The sequence below is a fragment of the Mesorhizobium kamtschaticum genome, from assembly GCF_056174585.1.
The window spans coordinates 1,792,109-1,816,852 of the sequence record NZ_CM149691.1 but is presented as its reverse complement, the minus strand read 5'-3'; the positions used below and the strand labels follow the sequence as shown (position 1 = coordinate 1,816,852).

General features: G+C 62.8%; 28 protein-coding genes and 2 pseudogenes. 13 read left to right on the top strand and 17 right to left on the bottom strand.

The annotated features are described in order from the left end of the window. Positions 1 to 3: 3 nt before the first annotated feature. From AC0V7N_RS08955 to AC0V7N_RS08940, 4 genes and pseudogenes are all read right to left on the bottom strand, one after another. Positions 4 to 1,062, bottom strand: a complete 1,059-nt coding sequence (locus tag AC0V7N_RS08955) for a dipeptidase (protein WP_475456548.1) — start codon at positions 1,060 to 1,062, stop codon at positions 4 to 6. 145 nt (positions 1,063 to 1,207) lie between these two features. After that, entirely contained in the window at positions 1,208 to 1,507 is a 300-nt protein-coding gene (locus AC0V7N_RS08950) for a GNAT family N-acetyltransferase (RefSeq protein ID WP_172223198.1), read from the bottom strand. A 2-nt stretch (positions 1,508 to 1,509) separates the two neighbouring features. Then, positions 1,510 to 2,129 (bottom strand): annotated as a pseudogene (locus tag AC0V7N_RS08945) (alpha/beta hydrolase). A gap of 4 nt (positions 2,130 to 2,133) precedes the next feature. Beyond that, positions 2,134 to 3,066 carry a VOC family protein gene (locus tag AC0V7N_RS08940; RefSeq protein WP_475456545.1) on the bottom strand — a complete coding sequence of 311 codons (933 nt, stop codon included), beginning with the start codon at positions 3,064 to 3,066 and terminating at the stop codon, positions 2,134 to 2,136. Between the two features lie 226 nt (positions 3,067 to 3,292). On the opposite strand from AC0V7N_RS08940, the pseudogene AC0V7N_RS08935 reads away from it, so the two are divergent. Further along, positions 3,293 to 4,857, top strand: a pseudogene (locus tag AC0V7N_RS08935) (alkaline phosphatase family protein). 101 nt (positions 4,858 to 4,958) lie between these two features. Here AC0V7N_RS08935 and AC0V7N_RS08930 read toward each other — a convergent pair. Then, positions 4,959 to 6,281: a PRC-barrel domain-containing protein gene (locus tag AC0V7N_RS08930; RefSeq protein ID WP_496627794.1), complete on the bottom strand. Its 1,323-nt coding sequence runs from the start codon at positions 6,279 to 6,281 to the stop codon at positions 4,959 to 4,961. A gap of 14 nt (positions 6,282 to 6,295) precedes the next feature. On the opposite strand from AC0V7N_RS08930, the gene AC0V7N_RS08925 reads away from it, so the two are divergent. Further along, the gene (locus tag AC0V7N_RS08925) at positions 6,296 to 6,454 is read left to right on the top strand and encodes a hypothetical protein (RefSeq protein WP_496627793.1); all 159 of its coding nucleotides are present in this window, start codon (positions 6,296 to 6,298) and stop codon (positions 6,452 to 6,454) included. A 110-nt stretch (positions 6,455 to 6,564) separates the two neighbouring features. Continuing rightward, positions 6,565 to 7,485 (top strand): diacylglycerol/lipid kinase family protein, encoded by a 921-nt coding sequence (locus AC0V7N_RS08920; RefSeq protein ID WP_475456540.1) that lies wholly within the window; start codon positions 6,565 to 6,567, stop codon positions 7,483 to 7,485. 29 nt (positions 7,486 to 7,514) lie between these two features. On the opposite strand, the gene AC0V7N_RS08915 is transcribed toward AC0V7N_RS08920, so the two are convergent. Further along, entirely contained in the window at positions 7,515 to 7,688 is a 174-nt protein-coding gene (locus AC0V7N_RS08915; protein ID WP_475456538.1) for a hypothetical protein, read from the bottom strand. A gap of 136 nt (positions 7,689 to 7,824) precedes the next feature. On the opposite strand from AC0V7N_RS08915, the gene AC0V7N_RS08910 reads away from it, so the two are divergent. Beyond that, positions 7,825 to 9,357: a sensor histidine kinase gene (locus AC0V7N_RS08910; protein WP_475456536.1), complete on the top strand. Its 1,533-nt coding sequence runs from the start codon at positions 7,825 to 7,827 to the stop codon at positions 9,355 to 9,357. Positions 9,358 to 9,381: 24 nt separating this feature from the next. Here the strand turns inward: AC0V7N_RS08910 and AC0V7N_RS08905 are convergent, their stop codons facing one another. The 3 genes from AC0V7N_RS08905 to AC0V7N_RS08895 all read right to left on the bottom strand — a co-directional run bounded on the left by AC0V7N_RS08905 (position 9,382) and on the right by AC0V7N_RS08895 (position 11,169). Further along, positions 9,382 to 9,840 (bottom strand): hypothetical protein, encoded by a 459-nt coding sequence (locus AC0V7N_RS08905; protein ID WP_475456534.1) that lies wholly within the window; start codon positions 9,838 to 9,840, stop codon positions 9,382 to 9,384. An 11-nt stretch (positions 9,841 to 9,851) separates the two neighbouring features. Next, the gene (locus tag AC0V7N_RS08900; RefSeq protein WP_069090305.1) at positions 9,852 to 10,178 is read right to left on the bottom strand and encodes an ElaB/YgaM/YqjD family protein; all 327 of its coding nucleotides are present in this window, start codon (positions 10,176 to 10,178) and stop codon (positions 9,852 to 9,854) included. A gap of 229 nt (positions 10,179 to 10,407) precedes the next feature. After that, positions 10,408 to 11,169: a Crp/Fnr family transcriptional regulator gene (locus AC0V7N_RS08895; RefSeq protein WP_475456532.1), complete on the bottom strand. Its 762-nt coding sequence runs from the start codon at positions 11,167 to 11,169 to the stop codon at positions 10,408 to 10,410. 81 nt (positions 11,170 to 11,250) lie between these two features. Here AC0V7N_RS08895 and AC0V7N_RS08890 point away from each other — a divergent pair, with 81 nt between their 5' ends. After that, entirely contained in the window at positions 11,251 to 11,700 is a 450-nt protein-coding gene (locus tag AC0V7N_RS08890) for a response regulator (RefSeq protein ID WP_475456530.1), read from the top strand. Between the two features lie 43 nt (positions 11,701 to 11,743). Here the strand turns inward: AC0V7N_RS08890 and AC0V7N_RS08885 are convergent, their stop codons facing one another. Continuing rightward, positions 11,744 to 12,295, bottom strand: coding sequence for an RNA polymerase sigma factor (locus AC0V7N_RS08885; RefSeq protein WP_010911883.1), 552 nt, complete (start codon positions 12,293 to 12,295; stop codon positions 11,744 to 11,746). 3 nt (positions 12,296 to 12,298) lie between these two features. Beyond that, complete coding sequence (locus AC0V7N_RS08880) at positions 12,299 to 12,502, bottom strand: NepR family anti-sigma factor (RefSeq protein ID WP_027041867.1); 204 nt, start codon at positions 12,500 to 12,502, stop codon at positions 12,299 to 12,301. Between the two features lie 223 nt (positions 12,503 to 12,725). Between AC0V7N_RS08880 and AC0V7N_RS08875 the strand changes: the two genes are divergently transcribed. The 6 genes from AC0V7N_RS08875 to AC0V7N_RS08850 all read left to right on the top strand — a co-directional run bounded on the left by AC0V7N_RS08875 (position 12,726) and on the right by AC0V7N_RS08850 (position 16,188). Then, positions 12,726 to 13,520 (top strand): response regulator, encoded by a 795-nt coding sequence (locus AC0V7N_RS08875; RefSeq protein ID WP_172223167.1) that lies wholly within the window; start codon positions 12,726 to 12,728, stop codon positions 13,518 to 13,520. 205 nt (positions 13,521 to 13,725) lie between these two features. Continuing rightward, positions 13,726 to 13,890 carry a DUF1328 domain-containing protein gene (locus AC0V7N_RS08870; protein WP_027031438.1) on the top strand — a complete coding sequence of 55 codons (165 nt, stop codon included), beginning with the start codon at positions 13,726 to 13,728 and terminating at the stop codon, positions 13,888 to 13,890. 187 nt (positions 13,891 to 14,077) lie between these two features. Beyond that, positions 14,078 to 15,109 carry a sensor histidine kinase gene (locus AC0V7N_RS08865; RefSeq protein WP_475456528.1) on the top strand — a complete coding sequence of 344 codons (1,032 nt, stop codon included), beginning with the start codon at positions 14,078 to 14,080 and terminating at the stop codon, positions 15,107 to 15,109. A 113-nt stretch (positions 15,110 to 15,222) separates the two neighbouring features. Then, entirely contained in the window at positions 15,223 to 15,399 is a 177-nt protein-coding gene (locus tag AC0V7N_RS08860; protein ID WP_475456526.1) for a hypothetical protein, read from the top strand. A 133-nt stretch (positions 15,400 to 15,532) separates the two neighbouring features. Beyond that, the gene (locus AC0V7N_RS08855; protein ID WP_475456525.1) at positions 15,533 to 15,859 is read left to right on the top strand and encodes a hypothetical protein; all 327 of its coding nucleotides are present in this window, start codon (positions 15,533 to 15,535) and stop codon (positions 15,857 to 15,859) included. Between the two features lie 83 nt (positions 15,860 to 15,942). Continuing rightward, the gene (locus AC0V7N_RS08850; protein WP_475456523.1) at positions 15,943 to 16,188 is read left to right on the top strand and encodes a YMGG-like glycine zipper-containing protein; all 246 of its coding nucleotides are present in this window, start codon (positions 15,943 to 15,945) and stop codon (positions 16,186 to 16,188) included. 86 nt (positions 16,189 to 16,274) lie between these two features. Here the strand turns inward: AC0V7N_RS08850 and AC0V7N_RS08845 are convergent, their stop codons facing one another. From AC0V7N_RS08845 to xylF, 4 genes are all read right to left on the bottom strand, one after another. Then, the gene (locus AC0V7N_RS08845; RefSeq protein WP_475456521.1) at positions 16,275 to 17,915 is read right to left on the bottom strand and encodes a CHASE domain-containing protein; all 1,641 of its coding nucleotides are present in this window, start codon (positions 17,913 to 17,915) and stop codon (positions 16,275 to 16,277) included. A gap of 151 nt (positions 17,916 to 18,066) precedes the next feature. After that, positions 18,067 to 18,879 (bottom strand): ATP-binding cassette domain-containing protein, encoded by an 813-nt coding sequence (locus tag AC0V7N_RS08840; RefSeq protein ID WP_475456519.1) that lies wholly within the window; start codon positions 18,877 to 18,879, stop codon positions 18,067 to 18,069. A gap of 13 nt (positions 18,880 to 18,892) precedes the next feature. Continuing rightward, entirely contained in the window at positions 18,893 to 20,245 is a 1,353-nt protein-coding gene (locus AC0V7N_RS08835) for a sugar ABC transporter permease (protein ID WP_475456517.1), read from the bottom strand. 142 nt (positions 20,246 to 20,387) lie between these two features. Next, on the bottom strand, positions 20,388 to 21,428 hold the full coding sequence (gene xylF, locus AC0V7N_RS08830) for a D-xylose ABC transporter substrate-binding protein (RefSeq protein ID WP_475456515.1): 1,041 nt from the start codon (positions 21,426 to 21,428) through the stop codon (positions 20,388 to 20,390). A 270-nt stretch (positions 21,429 to 21,698) separates the two neighbouring features. On the opposite strand from xylF, the gene AC0V7N_RS08825 reads away from it, so the two are divergent. Further along, complete coding sequence (locus tag AC0V7N_RS08825) at positions 21,699 to 22,943, top strand: ROK family protein (RefSeq protein WP_475456514.1); 1,245 nt, start codon at positions 21,699 to 21,701, stop codon at positions 22,941 to 22,943. Between the two features lie 15 nt (positions 22,944 to 22,958). Then, a complete protein-coding gene (locus tag AC0V7N_RS08820; protein WP_475456512.1) occupies positions 22,959 to 23,303 on the top strand; it encodes a DUF6881 domain-containing protein in 345 nt (114 codons plus the stop codon). A gap of 15 nt (positions 23,304 to 23,318) precedes the next feature. Here AC0V7N_RS08820 and phoB read toward each other — a convergent pair whose 3' ends face one another. Beyond that, positions 23,319 to 24,008, bottom strand: a complete 690-nt coding sequence (phoB, locus tag AC0V7N_RS08815; RefSeq protein ID WP_032917568.1) for a phosphate regulon transcriptional regulator PhoB — start codon at positions 24,006 to 24,008, stop codon at positions 23,319 to 23,321. A 19-nt stretch (positions 24,009 to 24,027) separates the two neighbouring features. After that, positions 24,028 to 24,735, bottom strand: coding sequence for a phosphate signaling complex protein PhoU (phoU, locus tag AC0V7N_RS08810; RefSeq protein WP_010911897.1), 708 nt, complete (start codon positions 24,733 to 24,735; stop codon positions 24,028 to 24,030). Between the last annotated feature and the right edge of the window lie 9 nt (positions 24,736 to 24,744).

The window sequence follows — 24,744 nt, the reverse complement described above, 5'->3', positions numbered from 1 at the left end:
GCCTCAGCCTATCGTACGCTCAAGCATGCTCAGCCAGTTGCGATAGGCGATCTTTTCGATCAACGCACGACCAAAACCACGCGCCGCCAAGGCATCGATCAGCTTCGGCAGACCGGCGACGTCGCCGATGACGGCTGGGATCATGGCACCGTCGAAATCCGAACCGAGGCCGACGCCATCCTCACCCAGCGCCTGCAGCAGGGAATCGACATGGCGCACCATGATGTCGAGGCTGGTGTCGGCATTCATGCGGCCGTCCTCGCGCAGGAAGCCGGTGGCGAAGTTCAGCCCCACCATGCCGCCGGACTCGCGGATCGCGCCGAGCTGCCAGTCGGTAAGGTTGCGCGAATGACCGCAGATCGCATGCACGTTGGAATGGGTGGCGACCAATGGTGCATCACTCAGCGCAGCGACATCGCGAAAGCCCTTCTCGTTGAGATGCGAAAGATCGATCATGATCTTGAGCTGATTACAGGCCTTGACCAGCGCCTTGCCGGCGTCGGTCAGACCCGGACCTGTATCGGGCGAGGATGGAAACCGGAACGGCACACCGTGGCCGAAAGCATTCGGCCGGCTCCAGACGATGCCGAGAGAGCGCAGGCCGGCCGCATGCAGCACGTCGAGCATGGTGAGTTCGGGATCGATCGCCTCGACGCCCTCGATGTGGAACACCGCGGCGATCGTGCCTTTGGCCATCGCGTTGTGTATGTCGGCGGCAGTGCGGCAGACGGCCAGTGCTCCGGCCCGTTCCAACCGAAACAGGATGGAGGCCATCGCGATCGTCGAGTTGAGCGCATCGGCGCGCGGCACCTCCGGCGGCAGCGGCTCGCTGTCGCTCGGTGCCAACGGGACCGCGCTGCGCCTGGCCTTCTCGACCGGCGGCGGGAAGATGGCGAACATGCCACCGGCAAAGCCGCCGGCTTTCGCACGCGGCAGGTCGATATGACCGCCCGACTTGCCCTCGATGAACAGCTTTTCGACGTCCGTGTCCTTCGACTGATAAAGTCGCAGCAGCGTATCATTGTGGCCGTCGAAGACGGGGACGAGGTCTGTTTCGGTCATAGGGGGATCATTCACTTCGTTTGTCGGCACGGCGATATATCATATCTAGGCAAGATATCCGGTCGCGGCAAATTACAAAGCCAATCGGCTGCCGCGACCGCCCCTTCTTCCCATGCACACCGATCGACGAGGTGCCTGCGCGCCCCTACTGCTTCAGCACGTCGGCCCATTCAGGATGGCGGCGGAACTGGGCGTTGGCGAACGGACAGAGCGGGATGATCTTCTTGCCCACGGCGCGCGCATCCTCGACGGCACGGGTGACGAGCCGAAGCCCGGCACCCTGGCCGCGAAATGCGTCCGGCACTTCCGTGTGGTCGATGATGATCTGGTGCTCGCCGATCTTGGTGAAGGTCATCTCGGCCTCGGCGCCGCCGGGACCGCGCAGGACATATCGACCCTTGGAGCCGTGGTCTTCCAGTTCGATTTCAGGCAATTGGTCGGGCATCTCTACACTCCCTGAGTGGCACCGGCAAAGAGCCGCCGGGCCGCCTCGATTTCATTCGGCCGCACCTCGTGCCCGCCTTCGTGCCACTCCACTGTGACATCGGCGCCGTCGGCGCGCAAATACGCCTCAAGCCGCGTCGTCAGGTTCGGCGGGCAGATCGGATCGCGCTTGCCGGCGGTCAGCAGGATGTGGCGGCCGGCAAGGCTGCCCTTGACCTGCGGTTCGAACGGGATCAGCGGATGCATCAGCGCCGTGGCGTCGAACAGCTCGGGCTCGGCGAACACCACGGACGCCAGTATGTTGGCGCCGTTGGAGTAGCCAAGGCCAAGCACCGCCGACGGCTTCGCTGCCTCGACATGCGCCTTGATGAATTCAGCCATCTTGTCCGTCGCCCGCGTCAGGTCGTCCATGTCATAGACGCCCTCGCCGGTGCGGCGGAAAAGCGCGCCGCGCCGTGTTCGGACACATCGCCGCGTGGCGAGATGATGGTGGCCTGGGGCACGAGATCGCGTCCCAGTGACAGAAGCTGGCTCTCGTCACCGCCCGTACCGTGGAAGACGAAGACCAAGGGACCGCCCGGCGAACCGGGCAGCATCTTGTTGATATAAGCGTCCTTGCTCATGGTCTCAGCCTTCCAGCTTCTGCAGGTGCTGTTCGAGATAGGGCCGCAAATGCTGGTGCTGCGTCGGTAGCTTCAGCGCTTCGCCCAGATGAGCGGTGTCCTCATCCTTGTCGAAACCAGGCTCGTTGGTGGCGACTTCGAACAGCACGCCGCCCGGCGTGCGGAAATAGATCGCCCAGAAATAGTCGCGGTCGATCACCGGTGTCACCCCATAGCCCGTATCCATCAGCGCCTTGCGCACTTCGAGCTGCTTGGCGCGGTTCTCGACGGCGAAGGCGACATGATGGACCGAGCCGGCGCCGAGATCGGCGAAGGCCGCGGTCGGCAGCGATTCGATGTCGACGACATCCGCACCATTGCCGTTCTTCACGGCAAGCCGCCTGACGTTGCCGGATTTCTCGACTTCCTCGTAGCCCATGAATTTCAACAGCTCCTCGGTGGCACCGCCATCCTTCAGCCTCAGCGAAACCGAGTGAAAGCCGCGGATCGCCTCGTCGGCCGGAACACCGCCTTTCAGCCAGGGCGCACGGCTGTCGGCCTTGTCCTCGACGAGCGCGAAACTGTCGCCGTCGGGGCCGGCAAATCCGAGCCGCTTCTCGCCAAAACTCTCCTCGCGGGAAACACCGCTCACGCCTTCGTCAGCGAAGCGCTTCTCCCAATAGGCGAGCGTGCCTTCCGGCACGGAATAAACCGCAGTGCCGACTTCGCCGACGCCGTGACGGCCCTTGCCGATGTTGGGAAACGGAAAATAGGTCATCACCGAACCCGGCGTGCCAGCCTCGTCACCATAATAGAGGTGGTAGACGTCAGGCGCGTCGAAATTGACTGTCTTCTTGACCCGGCGCAGGCCGAGCTTGTGGGTGAAGAACTCATTGTTCTGCCGGGCATCCCTGGCCATCGAGGTGACGTGATGCAGGCCCTTGATCTGGTCGAGCATTGTCTTGCTCCTTTCCTTGGTGTTTGTGCGGCCCTTGCCGCTGTCCACGCCAATATGAGGACACCACAGCTTGCGGCAAAGGCGGCAAACACAGAATGGACTGTGCTGTAAAAGTGAACAATCAAAAGAGATTTGTTCACCAATCGACTAACACGGGCGGTCTTGCGCCCTTGCCGGAAATCGGTTCCATGAATGGCATTAGACCATCCAGCGAAAGGTATCGCGAGTGACAGGAAAAGCCAGGCGCCCGAATGTTCTGCTGATCACCTGCGACCAGTGGCGCGGTGATTGCCTGTCGGCCGCCGGCCATCCCGTGGTGAAGACGCCGAACGCCGACGCACTGGCTGCCGAGGGCGTATTGTTCAAACGCCACTATGGCGGGGCAACGCCGTGCTCTCCAGCCCGCGCGTGCCTCTACACCGGCCTCTACCAGATGAACAACCGCGTCTGCCGCAACGGCTCGCCGCTGGACGCCCGCCATGGCAATATCGCGCTGTATGCCCGAGCCACCGGTTACGATCCGACGTTGTTCGGTTACACCGACGTGTCGCTCGATCCGCGCTTGCTGGCGCCTGGCGATCCAAGACTGAAAAGCTATGAAGGCGTGCTGCCCGGATTCACGGCGCGGCAACTGCTGCCCGAGCATCAGAAGCAATGGCTCTCCTGGCTGAAGCAGCAGGGCATCGATGCCAGCGCCGGATCTCCGGACATCCACCGTCCCGCGGGCGAAGAAAGCGGCGCCGACGCAGTGACGGAGGCGCCGCCGATCTACTCGAAAGACCATACGCCGACGGCTTTTCTTGCCGGCGAGTTCATTCGCTGGCTCGGCGAGCAGGAACAGGCCACGCCCTGGTTCGCGCATCTTTCCCTCATCAGCCCGCATCCGCCCTTCATCGTACCGGAGCCCTACAACACACTATACGATCCGGCCGAAGGCCCGGCTTTTCACCGCGCGGAGAGTTGGCGGGCCGAAGCTCAAAGCCACCCCTATCTCGCTTATGATCTCAGCCGGCAGAAACGTATGAAGTTCCGCCCCGGCGCCGCAGGCAAGGTGCATGACTGGAGCGAGGATGATTTCCGTCGCATCCGGGCGATTTATTACGGCATGATCTCGGAGGTCGACGCACAGCTTGGCCGGATATGGCAGTCACTGAAGGCTTCGGGCGCGTGGGACGACACAATCATCGTTCTCACCTCGGACCACGCCGAGATGATGGGCGACCATTTCATGCTGGGCAAGGGCGGCTACTTCGACGGCAGCTACCACATCCCGCTGATCATTCGCGATCCACGACATCGCAAGGCTGCCGGCAGCACGGTCGATCGCTTCACCGAAGCGGTAGACATCTTGCCCACGCTGATAGATCTGCTTGGCGAGCCGCCCGAACCGCATCTCGACGGACACTCGCTGAAGCCGTTCCTGAGCGGCGGAACCCCCGCTATCTGGCGTGACGCCGCGCATTGGGAATTCGATTTCCGCTCGATCGCCGGCGGCGAGGCCGAGCAGCATTTCGGCATTGCCTCGCGCCAATGCAACCTCGCCGTCATTCGCACCAAAAAATTCAAATACGTGCATTTTGGCGGCGGCTTGCCACCTTTGCTTTTCAACGTCGAGGCAGAGCCTGGCGAACTGACCAACCTCGCCACCAGCCCCGCCCATCTCTCCACCCGTCTGGAATTCGCCGAGCGGCTTCTCACCTGGCGGGCCGACATCTCGACCAGTCACTGGCGCTGGCGGAGTTGACGGAAAATGGCGTGGTGGGACATGTCAGTAAGGGAATAAGGCAGTAGGGCAGTAAGGCAGTATGTTTGGAGACATCGGCACCGACGCCGGACCCTACTGCCCTACTGCCCTACTGCCCTACTGCCCTACTGCCCTACTGCCCTACTGCCTACCGCAGTATCAACCGCTGCTGATCCCGCTTCTCGGCATAACTGCCCTTGTCATAGGCAGGCTGTGCCTCGAGCTGTTCCGTGGTGAAGGTCGTGTAGAGATACTTCTTGCCGTCCTTGTCGGTCATGAACTTCAGATTATCCAGGCCGACCGCCACTTCCTTCTCGCCGATGCCAAGGAAGCCTCCGACATTGACGATCACCGCATCGGTTTTCTTGTCAGGCGCCAGCACAACATCGCCGATCTCCCCGACCTTGGCGTCATTGGCGCCGTAGACCGTCGCGCCCTTCAGATCGTCGGCCCTGATCTCGCCGACCGGCATCTCCGTCAGCGTCGATTTGTCGATGGCCGCAGTCTGTGTCTGGTCGGGAGCGGCGGCATCGGGGGCCGTAGCCGCTGGCGCCTCGGCAGTCTTGTCCGCCGGTGCGGCAGCAGGAGCCGTGGTCGCGGCTGGAGCTGTTGCCGCCGGCTCATTGGAAGCCGTCGTTGCCGGCACCGGATCATAGGCCTTGCGGTTGAAATCCGGCTGCGCCTGCAGCTCTTCCTTGGTGGTCTGCGCTACCAGCCAGCGGTCGCCGTTCTTCTCCGCCCACTGTGCCTTGCTGAAATCATAGGTGACGTTCTTGGCGCCGAGCCCAAGGAACCCACCCACGCCGATGACCAGGGATTCGGCCTTGCCGTCCCTGGTCAGCACAATATCGTTGACGCTGCCGATGTTCTGCGCGTCATCGCCGGTGCCGTTGTAGACGGTCTCGCCGATGATGTTGGTGGCAAGGTTGCCGTCGGCGCGCTTCACCGGCTCGGCCGGAGCGGCGGCAGGCGCCTGTGCAGTATCCGTTGTCGCGGGCGCTTTCGGTGCTGCTGCGTCGGTGGAAGTGGCAGGCGCCGCTGCCGGTCCGTAGGGCTTGCTGTCGAACTCCGGATGCGCCGTCAGTTCGTCCTTGCTCGTCTGGGCAACCAGCCAGCGGTCGCCGTTCTTCTCGGCCCATTGCAGCTTGTCGTAATCGAAGGCGACGTTCTTTGCGCCAACACCGAGGAAGCCGCCGACGCCGATGACAACCGATTTCGCCATGCCATCCTTGTCGAAGACGACATCGCTGACCTTGCCGATGTTCTCGGCATCATCGCCGGTGCCATTATAGACGGACTCGCCGATGATGTTGGTGACGATGCTGCCTTCGGCGCGCGGCACCGGAGCGGTGGCCGCAGGCTCCTGGACGGACGGCGCGGCGGCCGGAGCCGGGGTCGTCGCGGTCTGCGCAAAGGCGCCCGTCGCGATCAGCGTTGCGAGTGCGGTGGTGGCTAAAAGGGTGCGGATCATGATGGTCTCTCCTGATGCGTGATTTCGTGCACGCCGCGTCCGGTCAAAGCATCGCTGAGAAGACCGGCGCGGCATCTTCTACGGGTTCACAACGCCGTGACCATGCTGTTGTTCCGACAAAATTGGCGTGGATTCTCAGCCAAAAAGACACGGAGCGGTTGCGCGGCGGCTGAAGAACACGCACTGAATTGCACCTTTCCAACGGAACCTTTCCTGCATCGCCACGTTTCAGCCTGCGGCTGGGTTTTCCCGGTCTGTTTTGGGTTGGCATACGGAGCGGGGCATGAAATTTGCGGCGGTGCTGAACCGGGACGGTGGCACCTTGCGCACCACCGACCTCGCCGCTTTTTCCGACAGGATGCGTCAGACGCTGGAAGCGGCAGGCCACTCCCTGAGCATCGACGTGGTTGCCGGCAAGGACGTGGTGGAAGGCCTCGACAGCGCTGCTTCGCGCAGCACCGTCGATGTCGTGCTGGCCGGTGGCGGTGACGGAACCATTTCAGCGGCGGCCGCGAGGCTGATGGGCACGAACAAGGCGCTTGCCATACTGCCGGCCGGCACCATGAACCTGTTTGCGCGTGGCCTCGGCATTCCGCAGTCGCTTGACGCCGCGCTGAAATCCTTCGCCGACGGCGAGATCATCGCGGTCGACATGGCCATCGCCAACGGCCGGCCCTTCGTCCATCAGTTCTCGATCGGCATGCATGCCAAGATGGTGCAGTTGCGCCAGGGAATGGAATTCGGCTCGCGCCTGGGCAAGATCGGGGCTTCGGCCAAGGCGGCGTGGGCGACGATCAAGAACCCGCCGGCGATGAACGTCACGCTCGACATCGGCGAAGCCGAGATGACGGCGCGCATATCAGGCATCGGCGTCACCAACAATCTGTTCGGCGAGGGCCATCTGCCCTATGCGGACAACCCCTCGGGCGGGGTGCTCGGCATCTATGTCACGGTGGCGCAGCAGCGCGCCGAACTGGTGAAATTCCTCTTCAATGTGGCGCGCGGCAAATGGCGCGACAACGAACATGTCGAAATCCATCAATCGGACCGGACCGTCCTGAAAATCCATTCCGGCAGCAGAAAGTTCCGCGCCGTCATGGATGGCGAACTGGTCAGGCTGGAGCGTGAGACGACGATCGAAATCCGGCCCGGCGCGCTGAATGTCCTGGTGCCGGCCAGCATTGCCGCGGCAAAGGCTGCCTGATGCGATCCCGAACGATGACGGCCGAAAATCTAGCCGCCCGGCGCATTTCCTTGCTCCGTCGCCGGCGTCTTGACCGCCTCACCATAGATTTCAGCGATGCCCCAGGCGACGAAGGCCAGAAGCAGCGCGGCGATCAGGATACGAAGGCCGTGCCAACCCCACCGCCCCTGACGCGCTTTGTCTTCGGGAATGATCTTGGTCATGGTGGGTCCTTGTCTCGTTTTGTCCCAGCCAGCCCGCTCGGCAAATCACGGTCGGGTAACGGTTCCTTGTTAGGATGGTTCCGAGGAAGCCGGGCCCGCAGGGTAAGACGGCGGGAGCCAGGCGTTGGGGATTGGCTTGAATAGCAAGGCGGAAATAGGGGCGAGCCTGCCGGCCGAGGTGGCGCTTGCCGTCAATGCTGAAGACCGGCTGGCCGTGCTGCACGGGCTGGAGATGCTGGATACGGCGGCCGACCCGGATTTCGACCGCATCAGCAGCCTTGCCGCGGCCGTCATGCAGGCGCCGATCGCCCTGGTCACGCTGGTCGATCTCGAGCGGCAATGGTTCAAGTCGTGCGTTGGCCTCGACGAAACCGAGACCGCCACCGACATCTCCTTTTGTGCCCACGCCATCGCCGCCGGCGACGATCCCATGGTGGTGACGGACGCCACGGCGGACCCACGCTTCAAAACCAACCCGCTGGTCACCGGCAAGCATCATGTGCGCTTCTATGCCGGCGCGCCGATGCTGGTGGCGGGTGCCAGGATCGGCACGCTGTGCGTGCTCGACCGCAAGCCGCATACCTTTCCATCACAGGCCAAGCTCGACCAGTTGACGACGCTGGCCGGCCTTGCCGCCAGCCTGTTCACCTTGAAGGACGCGACGCGCAGCGGCGCCATTGCCGAGGCAGCCCTGGCGCGCGAGGAAAAGCGGCGCGCCATCGCGCTCGACGCGGCCTCGCTCGCCAGCTGGGCATGGGACATCCGCACCGACATGATCGAATGCGATGTCCGGCTGTCGGAGCTGTTCGACCTGCCGCGCTCGACCCGGCTGCGGGCGCGCGACATCCTGACCGCCATCGATCCACGCGACGTCTACCAGACAGAAACCCGCTTTCGCGATGCCTTGTCCGGCAGCGACGATTATTTCGGCGAATACCGGGTGAAAGGCTTTCATCCGCCGCGCTGGGTCGCCACGCGCGGCCGCGTCATCGAGCGCGACGGCGACGGCAAGCCGACACTGATCTTCGGCGTCAACTACGACATCTCCGAACGCAAGCTCGGCGACGAGCGGCAGCGGCTCCTGCTGCGCGAGCTCAACCACCGCGTCAAGAACACGCTGGCGACCGTCCAGGCGCTGGCGACGCAGACCGTGCGTCATGCCCGCCAGCCGAGCGAATTCCTCGAGGCCTTCGGCGCCCGGCTTCAAGCGCTGGGCATCGCCCACAATCTCTTGTCCGACCGCGAGTGGCGTGGCATCGGCATCCGCGAGCTCGTCCAGATCGAGATCAGGCCCTTTGACACAGCCGATCAGCCGCGCATCACGATCTCCGGCGCCGACCTGTTGCTGTCGCCCGACCAGGCCGTCGGCCTTGGACTGATCCTGCACGAACTGGCCAGCAATGCGCTGCAATACGGATCGCTATCGGTTGCATCGGGCAAGGTCGATCTCGCCTGGAAGACACAAGGCAGGAAGGGCGACCGGCGCCTGGTGCTGACGTGGCGCGAAAGCGGCGGACCAAAGGTCGCCCCGCCCGAACGGCACGGCTTCGGCTCGATCCTCATCCGCCGCAGCCTTGCCAAGGTCATTTCAAGCGAAGTGACCCATGAATTCCGGCCGGAGGGAGTCTTCGCCGAAATATCGCTGCCGCTGGAAGATATGTCGAAGTGACTGATCTTTGATCCCCGGGCGGCGTTATTTCCCCTCCCCGGCATCCGGATCGTCGGGCTTCACGTTCTCACGGTAGATGGCATAGGCGGCGAGCGCCACGGCCGGACCGAGAATGACCCCGAGACCACCTTTTCCCTTGAGCAATGTGGGCAGCACGGCGATTGCTGCCGTGATGCCGAGCGCCTTCATGTCGGCGTTGCGCCGCCTCGCCGCGCGGCGGGCACGGGCGCCGGACATCAACCGATGGATCAGAAGGACGAGGCCGGCGATCACCAGGAAGCCGACACCGAAACCAAGCGCCGCCGCGAACGATCCATAGCGGGCCGCGGCCCAGATATAAGCTGCCCCGACCAGGAAGCCGAGACCGCAGAATGCCGCCAGCGCGGCAAGCGTATAGACGATGGCCGCCGTGCGCGCACGGCGTATGGCGGCCACGGTTTCACCCGAGGCGAAACCCGAGAGCAGGGATGCCAGCAGACCCATCTCAGGCGGTACTAGCGACGCGCAAGCAGCGCGAAGAGGAAGCCGACGCCGGCGGCGATCGCCAGCGAGGTCACCGGCTTTTCGCGGACATTGGCCAGCAACTGCGCCTCGATATCCTTGGCACTGCCGCGAAGGCTGTCAAACGCAGCTTCGCCCTGCGCGCGCAATTGCTCGACACCCTCGGTGGCCGCACGGCGGGCAGTGCCATAGCCATGTTCACCGGTCTTGGCCAACTGCTTGGTGAGCTTGTCGATATCAGCCTTCAACTGCCGGATGTCGGCTTCGAGATCCGAATTCGCCCGCGCTTCGTTGGCGGTCTTTCCTGCGGCGGTTGCCATTGCTTAACTCCTTGTGATTGCTCGATTTCAAACGCGCCGTGCGTCTCAAGGTTCCGGCATCGGGACAAACTAGAGCAACTCCAGGAAAAGTGTGAAACGGTTTTCCGTCCGGAGTTGCGTCAAAAACAAAGAAATAGGGCAGTCGCTGTTTCCGTGAAACAGTGAACTGCTCTAGCCGAAAAGCTGCTCGTGCGCACCCGATCTGCTTTCCCTGGCGGGAAGTATTGCGTCAGATCAGCGGCCGGCGGCCCTCGCCCAGCCCTTCCCAGCCGGCGAGCGACTTGAGCCCCTCGGTATCGACGACCTCGCAGCCACCATCACGCCAGAGGATCAGCTTACGGTCCATGAGCTTGCGAATCGTCTTATTGGTGTGAACCAGCGACAGGCCAAGCGTGTCGGCGATATGCTGTTGCGTGATCGGTATCTGGATGGATTGCTTGCCGTTCAGCCCGACAACCTTTGCACGGCTGGCTATGAAAGCAATCAGATAGGCGGCGCGCTCGATGGCGCTGCGGCGGCCGACGCTGAGCAGGTTCTCATCCAGCATGCGTTCTTCACGCGATGCGATCCAGGTGATGTCGTAGCCGAGGCCCGGATGGCTGCGGTAGAGCTCGTGCAGATTGTCGCGCTCGAAGACGCAAAGCAGCATCGGCGACAAGGCCTCGACGGAATGCTGCATTTCCCCCATGACACTGCCTTGCAGGCCGATGAGATCGCCAGGCATGAGGTAATTGAGGATCTGCCGACGACCGTCCGGCAACAGCTTGTAGCGGAACGCCCAGCCGGACAGCACGGTGTAGAGATGGGCGCTGTGGCTGCCCTCGACCAGCACCGTGGCGCCCTTGTCGACCGCGAGTTCCCCCTTCTTGAACTTGCTGATGAAAGCCAGTTCCTCCTTCTCGAATTCCCGGAAAACCGGCAATGGCCGCAAAGGACAATTCTCGCAAGGATACTGGCGGCCGGAAAAAGCACGCCCATTCTGGCTTGGCATTTCGACCCCTCTTCGAAAGCCTGCCGGTCAGCAGGCCCGTTTTAAACGTTTTGCCGGGATCGGAGTTCCGGGATAGAAGGCATGTCTTTTTTAAATGACAACACACGCAATAGCGATCATGACTCCCGGCGTTTCAAGGAGCCTCCACCTGTGCCCACATTGCTTGACGGATTGCGGATTCTTGTCCTGGAGGACGAGTTCCTCATCGCCATGGATGTCGAGCAGCTTTGCCGCGACCATGGCGCACAAGAGGTTGTGATCGCCCGGGACCTCACGGAGATCGATGGTCGAGAGGTCGCAACGCAATTCGACGCGGCCATCGTCGATCTGATGCTGGGCGGCACCTCGACGCTCGAATTCGCCGCCGGCTTGCGTGAAACGGGCGTCCCTTTCGTGTTTGCCTCCGGCTATTCGGACGCGGACGAGATCAAGGCATCCTTTCCAGGGGTGAGGCTGGTCACCAAACCCTATTCGGGTGACGATCTCGTCGAAGCGGTGGCGCTGGCCTATGGACGCGGCTCTCCGGGATGAGATTGATGCAGCAGCGTCCGGATTGCGGCATCCGGGCCTCACATCAGTGTGCCGCCGTCCCCGTGACCTGAGCCGAGATCGCATCGGGACCATATTCGTCCTCGCCGGAGATCTTCAGGATTTCCTGCAGGCGCGTGCGGGCCCTGCTGACGCGGCTTTTGATCGTGCCGACCGCACAGCCGCAGATTTCGGCGGCTTCCTCATAGGAGAAGCCCGATGCGCCGATGAGGATGATGGCCTCGCGCTGGTCCTCCGGCAATTGCTCGAGAGCGCCACGAAAATCCTTGAGGTCGAGTTGGCCGTGCTGGGCCGGATGCACGGCAAGCCTGGCCGTCATGATGCCGTCGCTGTCCTGCACCTCGCGGCCGCGTTTGCGCATCTGCGAATAGAATTCATTGCGCAGGATCGTGAAAAGCCATGCCTTGAGGTTGGTGCCGGGCTGGAAGCTCTCATGCTTGTCCCAGGCCTTGACCAGTGTTTCCTGAACGAGGTCGTCGGCCTTGTCGGCATTCTGCGTCAGCGAAACGGCAAAGGCCCGCAAGCTCGGGATTGCCCCAAGCAGATCGGTCTTGAAGCCTTGGGAGACCGCGGCCATGCCTCAGTCCTTCTTCTGTGCGGGTTCGGTCTGTTCCAATTGGCTGAGCAATTGGGCAAAGCGATCCGGCACGTCGTCGGAGACCAGCTCGTCGTAATATTGTTTGAGTTTTCGCCCGATTTCGGAGTTGGCCCCTAGCGGGTCGCCTGCTCCGTTCCGGCGCCTGCCCGCGGCGCCAGCCAAAATATCTTTCGTCATATCCTTCATTTCGCCCTTATATCCCCAGCACCCAGGCCGCTCATATCCAACTCAACACAAGGCAAGCGTCACCCTCGTCTGGTTGCCCATCCCGACACCCAAACGCCGTTCCCGCCTATTCGTTCCATAGGGGCGGAACTTTTTCGGAAAACCCGCGTTGTATTAGCGGGGCTTGCAATAAGCTTGACCTGCAATCCATGCAATCACTTCATTCCTGGGGAGACGTCTTACCATGAGTTTATCCGCCACCATCGCACCGCACCTGCCGTTCCTGCGCCGCTTCTCGCGCGCCGTATCGGGATCGCAAGAGAGTGGCGACGCGCTGGTCGCTGCGATGCTTGAGGCCATCATCGCCGACGTCGATATTTTCCCCGAGGCCTCGAGCGACCGTATTGCGCTGTACAAGGTTTTCGCCAAACTCTTCACCTCGATCGCCATCCGCGTGCCGCAGGAGCAGGCACAGTCGGCATGGGAGCAGCGCGCCGCCGCCAATCTCAACGCGATCGCGCCCCTGCCCCGCCAGGCCTTCCTGCTGGTTGCCGTCGAAGGCTTCAGCGAGGACGAGGCGGCCGAGATACTGGACGTCGGCGACCAGCAATTCTCCGAGCTGCTTGCCCAGGCAAGCAATGAGATTTCCCGCCAGGTGGCGACCGACGTGCTCATCATCGAGGACGAACCGCTGATCGCCATGGACATAGAGGAGATGGTCGAGAGCCTCGGTCATCGTGTCGTTGGAACGGCGCGCACACACGCCGAAGCGGTGACGATGTTCGGCAAGACGCGGCCGAAGATGGTGCTGGCCGACATCCAGCTCGCCGACGGCAGTTCGGGCATCGAGGCGGTCAACGAGATCCTGTCGTCAACCTCGGTGCCGGTGATCTTCATCACTGCCTTCCCCGAGCGCCTGCTGACCGGCGAGCGCCCCGAACCGGCGTTCCTGGTGACCAAGCCGTTCAACCCCGACATGGTCAAGGCGCTGATCAGTCAGGCATTGTTCTTCGACCGCCAGGCGAAGGCGGCGGCATAGGGTCGCCGCTTTCCCGCAGCAATGCCCGAAATCAAAAGGCCGTCTGATGCGATGCATCGGGCGACCTTTTTTAGGCTGAACCCATCACCGAGAATTTCGTGGGGCTCCCGTCCGAACCATTTGCAAGCGCCGTCTTTTTCGGCAAATGGTGGAACAAACCGCATCCACCCACGTTTTCATCGCACCATTCGGAAGGAGATGAACCATGCTTTACTGGGCGCTCGTATTTCTCGTCGTAGCGATCATAGCCGGCGCGCTTGGTTTCGGCGGCATCGCCGGCACGTCTGCTGGCATTGCGCAGATATTGTTCTTCATCTTTCTCGCTTTCCTGGTCATTTCGCTTCTCGCCGGCCTGTTCAAACGGGCTTGAGGGCGAACGATCGTCGAGGAGAACACTGGAAGCCGCACCCCTCAAACGGTTTCCAGCAACCGCCGGGCGGTGTCCTTCACAGGACGCCGCCCGGCGGACCTTTTTGGAGGCTGCTCCGGGGGATTTCATTTTGGGAACCCATTTGAGAGTGGGCCGTTCAGCCTGAGTTGGGTGGACAGATTGACCGATGCGTTCCAGGACTGCAGATAAAGAGGGAAACACACAGGGCGACGAAGTCATCGCGCTGCATCCTGCCGAAAGTGGCATGCAGCTTGGCCGGGCTCTTCTTCATGCGCTGCACAATGCCGGCATTTCCGTCCTCTATCAGGATCGTGAGATGAAGACCGTGTGGGCCCGCAACATGCGCGCGCCCTGGGTTTCGGACAGCGCCGACGGCAACGGCATACTGCCGGTGGCACAGGCCGACCGCATCAGCGCCGCCAAGCGCGATGTGGTCGCGACCGGCAATCCGGAGCGCCTTGAGATCAGTGTTCCGGTCGAGAATGGCGTCCGCTGGTTTCAGGTCTGGGTCGATGCCGACCGGGGCGATGCCGGCGACGTGCAAGGTGTCGTCACCACCATGGTCGAGACCACCGAGCAGAAGCGGCGCGAACAGACACTGACAACGCTGCTGCGCGAGGTCAGCCACCGCTCGAAGAATCTGCTGGCGATCATCCAGAGCATCGCGACCCAGACCGGTCGCTATTCCGATGGCATCGACGACTTCCTGACACGCTTTCGCGGCCGGCTGCAGTCGCTGGCCTCCTCCCAGGATCTGGTGACCTCCTCGAACTGGCGTGGTGCGGCCCTTCATGAGCTGGTGATGAGCCAGGTCGGCCGCTATGGGACGAACACATCGCACAGCCTTCGCTTCCGGGGCGCCAACCCCTATCTCAATCCCAATGCCGCGCTGCATATAGGCTTGGCGATGCATGAGCTTGCCGTCAACTCGGTCAGCTACGGCGCCTTGTCCCGGCAAGATGGCTACGTCGAAGTGACCGCCAATCTCAGCAGCGCCGCCACTGGCGAGGTCGCCCTGTCGCTGACATGGGCCGAAACCATAGGAACCGATGCCAGTCGCAATCAAAAGCGCTTCGGCAGCGTCGCGCTGGAGCGGGTGGTGCCGGCATCCCTGAGCGGCACCGCGAGCCTCGACATCGCGGACGGCCACCTTGAATACCGCCTTGTCTTCCCGCACAGCAATTTCGAGACGCAGTAAGCGGACTGCGGCAACAACGATCCTTAACCGGCTGTTCACCATAAGAGCGGATGCTGTTTTACCCAGATACCGCTGCAATCCGCCGGGTTGCGGCACGGTGTGGGGAGGAATGCTTGACAGTCGCCGACATGAACAGACTGGAACAGGCCGCCCGTATTTCGATGGGCGAATTTCATGATCCCGAAGCATTCGCCGAACCGCTTTCCCCGCCGCATCACACATTGCTGTGGGGCATCGTCCTGGCGGCGGCCGCGACAATTCTCCTCATCGCCCTGTTCCAGCTGACCTGACCGAAATCCGCTGCCGGCAATAGTGCGCGGTGTTTAACCGCTTCCTGCAGCGGCATTTATTCGCGTGTCACCCCGAACGCCCAGGAACTTTTGGCCGATGTGAGCCGTTATTGCGGCGAGAGGGCATGTCGCCATGGAACACATCGCTGCATTGTTGCTGGTCATCGGTTGCACCAATTCGATGACCGAGTGCCGTGAGTTGCAGGTGCCGGTGAGCATTTTCGAAACCGCCGGCGAATGCACCGCCGAACGCCCCTTCGCTATGGGCGACGTGCAGGGACAGGCGCAGCGTATCGTCGCCAAATGTCTCGCTGTCGATCCAGCACTCGAGGATGACTACGATCAGATCGTCTGGAATGTGCGTCCCGATGGCAACCTTGACGCCTCGCTTGCAATTTCCAGCCTGGTCATGGCATCGAACGCAGTACGCCCAGAAAAAGACTATCTTAGCCAACAATAAATTCGAGCAGCAAAGGCCGTCATTTCGTGCTAAATGGCTGTTGGAGCTTACCAAAGTGTGGACACAAAGTGAGGAGTGACTCTATGCGGAAGATGATTATTGCCATGGTTGCGATGGCCGCTCTCAGCGGCTGCACCTCGACCGAGCAGGACGTGGTTGGCGGCGGCCTGATCGGCGCCGGCGTCGGCGGCCTGGTCGGCGGCGGCAAGGGCGCGCTGATCGGTGCGGCTGTCGGTGCAGGTTCCGGCCTGCTGGTGCGCAAGCTGCAGAACGGCTATTGCCAGTATCGTGACCGCCACGGCCGGATCTACACGGCCCGCTGCAACTGATTCGGCGATAACAGTCGATCCGGGGACCGGTTCGCTGGTCTCCGGATTTTCATGGCTGGAACGCCCTTCCGTCTGACGGTGCGCCGTCAGCCCGTGAGTGGAATTTTTATTTCCACCTTCAGACCATCCGCCTGATAATCGCGCTTGATCGTGCCGCGCAGTTCGCGCGTGACATTGAGGTCGATCAGCTTGGTGCCGAATCCGGTCTCGGCCGGCGCCTCGACTTTCTTCTTTCCGGCCTCTCGCCAGTTCAGCGCCAGCGTCCGCTCGCGCCCACGCCCTTCCACCGACCAGTCGACCTTGAGCGCCCAATCACTCCTGAGCGAATTGGCGGAATTGCCGGCTTCGCCATATTTCAGCGCATTGGTTGCCAGTTCATGGAAGGTCAGGCCAAGCGCCTGCGTCGTGGTCTCGTCGAGCAGCACCTCCGGCCCGGACAGGAGACCCTCGGGCAAGTCCTTGCCGAACACCTGGCCTAGCTCGATGCGCAGGAGATCGGCGAGATCGGCCTTCTGCCAGCGCGAGCGCGTCAGCATGTCCTGGGAGGCCGCCATCGCCTGCAGCCTCGCCGAGAAGGATGCCGAAAACTCGCTGACGTCGGTCGCCCGCGAAGCCGTCTGCCGCGCGATCGCCAGCACCCTGGTGATCGAATTCTTGATGCGATGCTTCATCTCCTGCAGCATCAGGTCCTTTTCGAGCAAGCTCCTTTCGGTCGTCTCGTGCAGGCGCGATGCCGCCTCATAGGCCCGCTCCTGATAGCGCGCCACCAGCGCGATGGCGCCCGCCGCCAGCAGGCCGAACAGCCCCAGCATCACCGGAATGGCGCGCGACGACGGCTGCGAGAAGGCGCTGGTCGGCCTGAACAGCACGATCCACGGCCTGCCGGCCACCGTGATCTTGCGGGTGACCAGCAACCGGTCGCCAAAGGATGAAGCCGGCGGCGTCTCCGACCGGAACAAGAGGTCGTCGCTGTTCACCGCGCCGTCATAGATCTCGGTGTTGACCGGCAGCAGCGGCGCACGGCTGAGTGCGATCTGGAACAGGTCGCGGGCCCGGAAGGCCGCGTAGAGAAAGCCCGCGGTCGAGGATCGCGATGCGTTGATAACCTCCGGAGCGGTTTCGACATTGAGCCGCACAAAGACCAGGAAGCCGGTAAAGGTCTGTGTCGCACCCGTGCCCTCGCCCAGCTGCACCAGCCCGCTCGCGTGCTGCTGGTCGTCGGCCATTGCCTTCTCGATCGCCGCGCGCCGCACCGGTTCGCTGAACATGTCGTAGCCGATGGCGGCCTGGTTGGACGGATCCAGCGGCTCGAAGAGCATGATGGGCGCGCGCCAGGGCTGTGTCGTGTCCGGATAGACCGGATGGCTGGCGCCAAAATCGTGGAGGATGTCGCGTTCGACCGCCGCCTCGTCGCCCGTCTTGACGAGCCCGAGGAAGCCAATGCCGCGCAGGCCGGCGAAATTGTTGTCGACATCCAGCGCGTTGAAGAACGCCTTGAACTCGCTCTGGGAGATGTCGCCATTGCGGGCGTCGAACAGCGCCTGTGTCGATCGCAAAAGCGACAAATGCAGGTCGATCCGGCTCTCGATCCTGTTGAGGGCGTCGTCGGCAGCCGCTTCGAACTTGATGCGGGAGGCTTCCTGCGTCGCGAAATAGGCGAACCCCGCCATGGTCATGCTGATCAGCGCAACGGCGATGAACGCGACAATCGGAAAGAGTTTCTTCAACGGATGATGCGGTCCATGAGCAATACCGGACCTTTATGGGCAAGTCGCCGGGCCAACACAATGGCAAGGCCAAGCCATCGCGATCACTGGCATATCACGTGACCGGCAACCGGCCATGCCTGATCAGCCCATACCGGGCCGCCGGCAGACCTCAGGCCGCGATCTTCAGCGCGCCCGGCCCGGGAATGGCGCCCGGAGGACATTTGCCCAGGATGATCATGCCGAGCACCTCGTCCTGCGTCACATCGGTGGTGCGTGCGGTGCCGACGACCTGGCCGTTCTTCATGACGCAGACCCGGTCGGCCAGTTCGAACACATCGTGGATGTCGTGGCTGATCAGGAAGATGCCGATACCATCGGATTTGAGCTGCTTGACCAGTTCGCCGACCTGCGCCGTTTCCTGCGGACCAAGGGCTGCCGTCGGCTCGTCCATGATCAGGATACGGGCGTTGAACAGGATCGCGCGTGCAATCGCCACCGATTGCCGCTGGCCGCCAGACAGCTTGATCACCGGCTCCTTGAAGCGCTGGAAGCGCGGATTGAGCCGGCCCATCACCTTGCGTGCCTCGGCCTCCATCGCAACGTCATCGAGCGTGCCCCAGGCGGTCATCAGCTCGCGGCCGAGGAACAGATTGGCGGCAGCGTCGACATTGTCGGCCAAAGCAAGCGTCTGGTAGATCGTCTCGATGCCGTATTTCTTGGCATCGCGCGGATTGGAGATCGAAGCCTCCTCGCCATTGACGAATATCTGGCCGGCATCGCGCTTGTAGGCGCCGGACAGGATCTTGATCAGGGTCGATTTGCCGGCGCCATTATGGCCGAGCAGCGCCATCACCTCACCCGGGAAAAGATCGACGGAGGCATCGTCAACGGCTCGGATACCGCCAAAGGCGATGGAAATGTTGCGCATGTCGACCAGCGGCGTGCCCACGGGGGCGGTTGCGGGAGCGATTTTGTCAGCCATGAACTTTCTCCCCCTAAACGCGCTTGCGGTAAACAGTGTCGAGCCAGACAGCAATGACCAGCACGGCGCCGACGACGATGCTCTGCAGCGGCGAGTCGACGCCGAGCAGCACCATGCCAGACTGCAGCGACTGCATCAAAAGCGCACCGAGCATGGCACCGATGATCGTTCCCGAACCGCCGGCAAGCGAGGTGCCGCCGATGACGGCCGCGGCAATGACAAGCAGCTCATCCAATGTGCCGAGCACGTTGGTCGACGAGTTCTGCCGGGCGGACGAGATCGCGGCGGCGATCGTCGCCAGCACGCCCATGATCATGAACACCTTCATGGTGATCCAGCGCGTGTTGATGCCGGCGAGATTGGCGGCCTCCGGATTGCCGCCGATGGCGAAGACATAGCGGCCGAAACGGGTGCGGCTGGTGACGAAGGTCATGATCAGCCCGACCGCGATCGCCATCAGCACCGGGATGGCAATGCCGTGGGCGATGAACAGGCCGCCTTCGGGAACCGTGATGTTGTTGGCCGCTGCATAGCGGTTCACGATGCCGATCGGCCACGGATAGGAATTGGCGAGCCAGACAGCGCCCATGATGATGGCGCAGGTGACCGCGCCGAGCAGCGTCTCGGCCCAGATCGGGCGCAGCGGAAAGCGGAAACGCTTGCGCTGGACGCGTCCGTTGAACAGGGCAAACACCACCGCCAGGCAGGCGACGATGCCGACGACCCAGCTCCATGTCGCTCCGATCGATCCTGCCGGCCCGCCGCCCATCAGCTGGAAGGTGGCATCCATTGGCGCCACGGTCTGGCCTGACGTGACCCACCAGGCGGCACCGCGCCAGATCAGCAAACCGCCCAGCGTGACGATGAAAGCCGGCACTTCGAGATAGGCGATGATGAAACCTTGAAAGGCGCCGATCAGCAGCCCGAGCGCCAGGCCGATGACCAGTGCCAGAACCCAGATCCACGGATTGCCGAGTTCGAGCCCGACGAACCGCACCAGGAAATGCACCTGAGCAAAGCCCATGACCATGCCGATCACGCCTTCGGCGGAGCCGACGGACAGGTCGATGTTGCGCATGACGATGACCAGCACCATGCCGCAGGCCATGATGGCGACGGCGGATGTCTGCACCGACAGGTTCCACAGATTGCGCGGCGTGAGAAAGGTGCGGCTGTCGAAATCGAGCGGATTGACGCCGAGACGCAGGCTGGAAATCACGTGCAGCCCGATCCAGATGATCAGCAGCGCGCCGACCATGCCGAGCATGCGGGTATCGATTTCGGTTGCCTTCAGGAACCGCGCCAGCGCGCCGAGTTCCGACGCACGCGCGGTGTCGGCCTGCGGGTTGGACGTCGTATCGGTCATGATTTCCTCCCACCGGCTTGCCGTCTGACGCGGATGCCGAGACCAGCCTAGAAGCTATCCGCGCGATGCGGAAACACAAATCTTTTTGAGAAAACGCCGCGGCTTTGGGCCGCGGCGTTTTCATTGCTTCAAACGGTCAAGCTCAGTTGCAGGCCGCGACGCTGCCGGCGGCGACGCCCGCGCAGACTTCGTCCTTCTTGATCCAGCCGGCGTCGATGACGACTTTGAGATTGTCCTTGGTGATGGCGACCGGGGTCAGGAACAGCGACTTGACGGTGTTGCCACCAGGCGTCGTGAAGTCCTTGACGCCGGCGATGTCGGTCATCTTCTTGCCATCGGCCAGCTGCGAGGCGATCTCGGCGGCGTTCTTGCCGAGTTCGCGCGCGTCCTTCCACACCGACACGGTCTGGGTGCCGAGAGCGATGCGGTTCAGCGCGGCATGGTCGCCGTCCTGGCCCGACACCGGCACGGTGCCGGCGAGCCCCTGCGCCGTCAGCGCCGCGACAACGCCACCGGCTGTGCCGTCATTGGCGGCGACCACGGCATCGACCTTATTGTCGTTGGCGGTCAGGAACTGCTCCATGTTCTTCTGGGCGTTGGCGGGCAGCCAGCCGTCCGTATAGGCCTCACCGACATTCTTGATCTTGCCGCTGTCGATGGCCGCCTTGAGCACTTCCATCGAGCCCGAGAACAGGAAATCGGCGTTCGGATCGGCACCCGAGCCCTTGATGAAGACATAGTTGCCTTCCGGCTTGGCCTTGAACACCGCAGCCGCCTGCAAGCGGCCGACTTCCTTGTTGTCGAAGGTCAGATAGAAGACGTCCTTGTTCTCGATCAAGCGGTCATAGCCGACGACCGGAATGCCTTCGTCCAGCGCCTTCTGCACGGCCGGGCCGATGGCCGAGGCATCCTGCGCCAGGATGATCAGCGAATTGGCGCCCTGCGAGATCAGGCTTTCGACATCGGTAAGCTGCTTGCCGGGATTGGACTGCGCATCGGCGGAGATGTACTTGTCGCCGGCGGCCTCGATCGCCTTCTTCATGGCGGCTTCGTCGGTCTTCCAGCGCTCTTCCTGGAAGTTGGACCACGAGACGCCGATGACCTTGTCCTTCGCCTGCGCGACCGACACAAGCGTCAGCGACATGGCGACACCCGCCAGGATGGCGGCTGTGAATCTCTTCATGATATTCCTCCCTGCGCCGAGTATGGCGCGACCAAACTGGCCCGAAGGCCGGCACAGAGGCTCTATTTTTTCGAGCCTCGAAAAAACACTGATCCAACACCGGAACGCTGTCAACAACGATTCTGATGGATTTTGATGCCCTTGTGAATTTTTTTCGAGCCTCGGAATAAATAAATGACAGGACGGGCCGCTTCTGCCAGTATTTGACCGTGTCGTCGGCAGCGTTCGAGGGGCCGGAGGAACCGCGGCGACCAGGAGGATGTGGGAAAGATGTCGGTCGGAATCCGCCACGACGATCTGCGCCGGCGCAACCGCGCCATGGTGATTACGGCCGTGCGCCGGGCCGGTCGGCCCTCGCGCACCGAGATCGCAGCGACCACCGGCCTCAGCCATTCGACCATATCGGCGATCTCTTCCGACCTGATCGGCGAAGGCATACTGGCCGAGAGCAAGCCGAGCGAGGCCGGCGCACTGAAACGCGGCAGGCCGCAGGTCGGCCTCGGCCTCAATCCGGAGGCCGCGGCTGTCATGACCGTGGTGCTGTCGCTGAATTTCCTCTCCGTCGCCGTCATCGACTATGCCGGCCAGGTGGTATCAGAGGAACAGCGCCGGCTGGACACGCTGACCATGTCGCGCGAAGCGCTGATCGGCGAATGCGTCGCCATCGTACGGCGGCGCCTCGACGATCCCGATATCGACGTGCGCAGCGTCGCTCGCATCGCGCTGGCGATCCAGGGCATCACCGACACCGAGGCCCGGGCGATGCTCTGGTCGCCGATCACGCCGCAGACCGACATCGCCTTCGCCGACATACTCGAAGCCGAGTTCCGCATCCCCGCCACCATGGAGAACGACTGCAACATGATGGCGGTGGCGCTGCGCTGGCGCGATCCCGAGCGCTACCGCGACGACTTCATCGCCATCCTTCTGTCGCACGGCATCGGCATGGGCCTGGTGCTGAAGGGCGAGCTGTTCACCGGCACTCATTCCTCGGGCGGCGAGTTCGGCCACATGATCCACCGGCCAGGCGGCGCGCTCTGCCGCTGCGGGCGCCGCGGCTGCGTCGAGGCCTATGCCGGCAACTATGCCATCTGGCGCAACGCCAGGCAGCTCAGTGAGGACACCGAGCCGGTCGCCGACGTCAGCGACACGCAGATGCGGGCACTCGCCGCCACCGCAAGGGAAAGAGACGGACCTGAGCGCGAAGCCTACCGCAAGGCCGGCGAGGCACTGGGCTATGGCCTCGGCAGCCTGTTCGCGCTGATCGATCCCGCACCCGTCGCCATGGTCGGCGTCAGTGCCGCCGCCTTCGACCTGATCGAGCCGGCATTGCGCGAGGCCATCGCCCAGACCGCCGGCGGCCAGCACTCGAAATCGATTTCCTTCGACACCGAACCGAACGAACTGCCGCTGATCCGCGAGGGCTGCGCCATGCGTGCGCTGACCTTCGTCGACCAGGAGATTTTCGCACCGGGCGTGCAGGCACGAGCTGGCGCCGGAAAGAGCGTGGCCTGAGCACGACCGATGTCCATGATGAAGAGCTACAAGAACCGACTTGGCGTGACATATTACCTGCCGGACTTCGGCCCTCCCGTTCACTGGCTCATGAATGTCTCGTCCGGAGACCCGGATCTGCCAGTCGTGTACTATTTCGAATGCGATGCTGAGAACCTTGGTTGTCGGGCAATCCACGTATACGCCGATGGTCGCGTGCTCCTCGCATATCCCGGAGGCCTCAACGGCGATCACCTGCCCGAAGGGGAACTGCCGACAGTAGAAGAGGTCGAGCAAGGTGACTGGCAAGTCCGCGAGATCACCAAAGCTGAATTCGACGCGCTTTGGGCTGCGCTGTCTCGCCTGGAAGGCACCGAGTGAACCCCAGACCGCCGTCTAATCTTCCCGAATAGCGTAGCCCGCACCGCGGATGGTGCGGATGACGTCCGGCATGCGGCCATTGTTGACCGCCTTGCGCAGCCGGCCGACATGCACGTCCACCGTGCGCTCGTCGATGTAGATCGTCTCGCCCCAGACATTGTCGAGCAGCTGGCTGCGCGAGAACACGCGGCCGGGATGGCGCATCATGAATTCGAGCAGACGGAATTCGGTCGGCCCGAGCCGGATCTCGCTCTTCTTGCGATAGACCCGGTGCGATTCACGGTCGAGCACGATGTCGCCGACCTTGAGCACACTGGACAGAACTTCCGGCTTGGCGCGGCGCAGCAGCGCCTTGACGCGAGCCATGAATTCCGGCGTCGAGAACGGCTTGACCAGATAGTCGTCGGCGCCGGTGGAGAGCCCACGTACGCGGTCGCTTTCTTCACCCCGCGCGGTCAGCATGATGATCGGCAGCCGCTCGGTCTCGGGCCGCATCCGCAGGCGCCGACAGAGTTCGATGCCGGACACCGCCGGCACCATCCAGTCGAGCACCAGAAGGTCGGGCACGTTCTCCTGCAGGCGGATTTCAGCCTCGTCGCCGCGCGGCACCACCTCCACCTGGTAGCCTTCGGATTCAAGATTGTAACGGAGCAGCACCCCCAGCGGCTCCTCATCCTCCACCACCATAATGCGTGGCGCGATCATCGATTGGTCACCTCTTGCGTCAGGCCGCGGGCGCCGACATCGCCGTCTCGTCCTGCTTGGGACGATTAGCGGGCAACTGCGTGCCGGTCAGGACATAGTAGGCGTTTTCGGCAATGTTGGTCACGTGGTCGCCGATGCGTTCGAGATTCTTGGCGCAGAACAGCAGATGCGTGCAAGCCGTGATGTTGCGCGGATCCTCCATCATGTAGGTCAGCAGTTCGCGGAAGACGGAGGTGTATTTGACGTCGATGCGTTCGTCGTCGGCGCGCAGCTTCGCCAGTGCCGCGGCATCGCGCGCCGCATACTCTTCGATCACGCCCTGCACCTGGATCAGCACCAGCTGTGCCATAGCGTCGATGGAATGCGACAGGTCGCGCGGCGTGGCGCTGAGACCGACGGTGCCGACGCGCTTGGCGATGTTCTTGGCAAGGTCGCCAATGCGCTCGAGATCGCCAGCCATGCGGATCGAGCCGACGACATGACGCAGATCGTCGGCCATTGGCTGGCGCTTGGCGATCAGCGTGATGGCGCGGTCGTCGAGTTCGCGCTGGCGCGCGTCCATGATGGCATCGTCGGAGACCACGCGCTGTGCCAGCGCATTGTCGGAATTCAGCAGCGCCTTGGTGGCGCCACCGACCATCGAGCCGGCTAGATCGCCCATGTCGCTGATCAGCCTGCTGATCTGTCCGAGATCCTCGTCGAAGGCTGCGACTGTGTGTTCGGCCATGATCCTGGT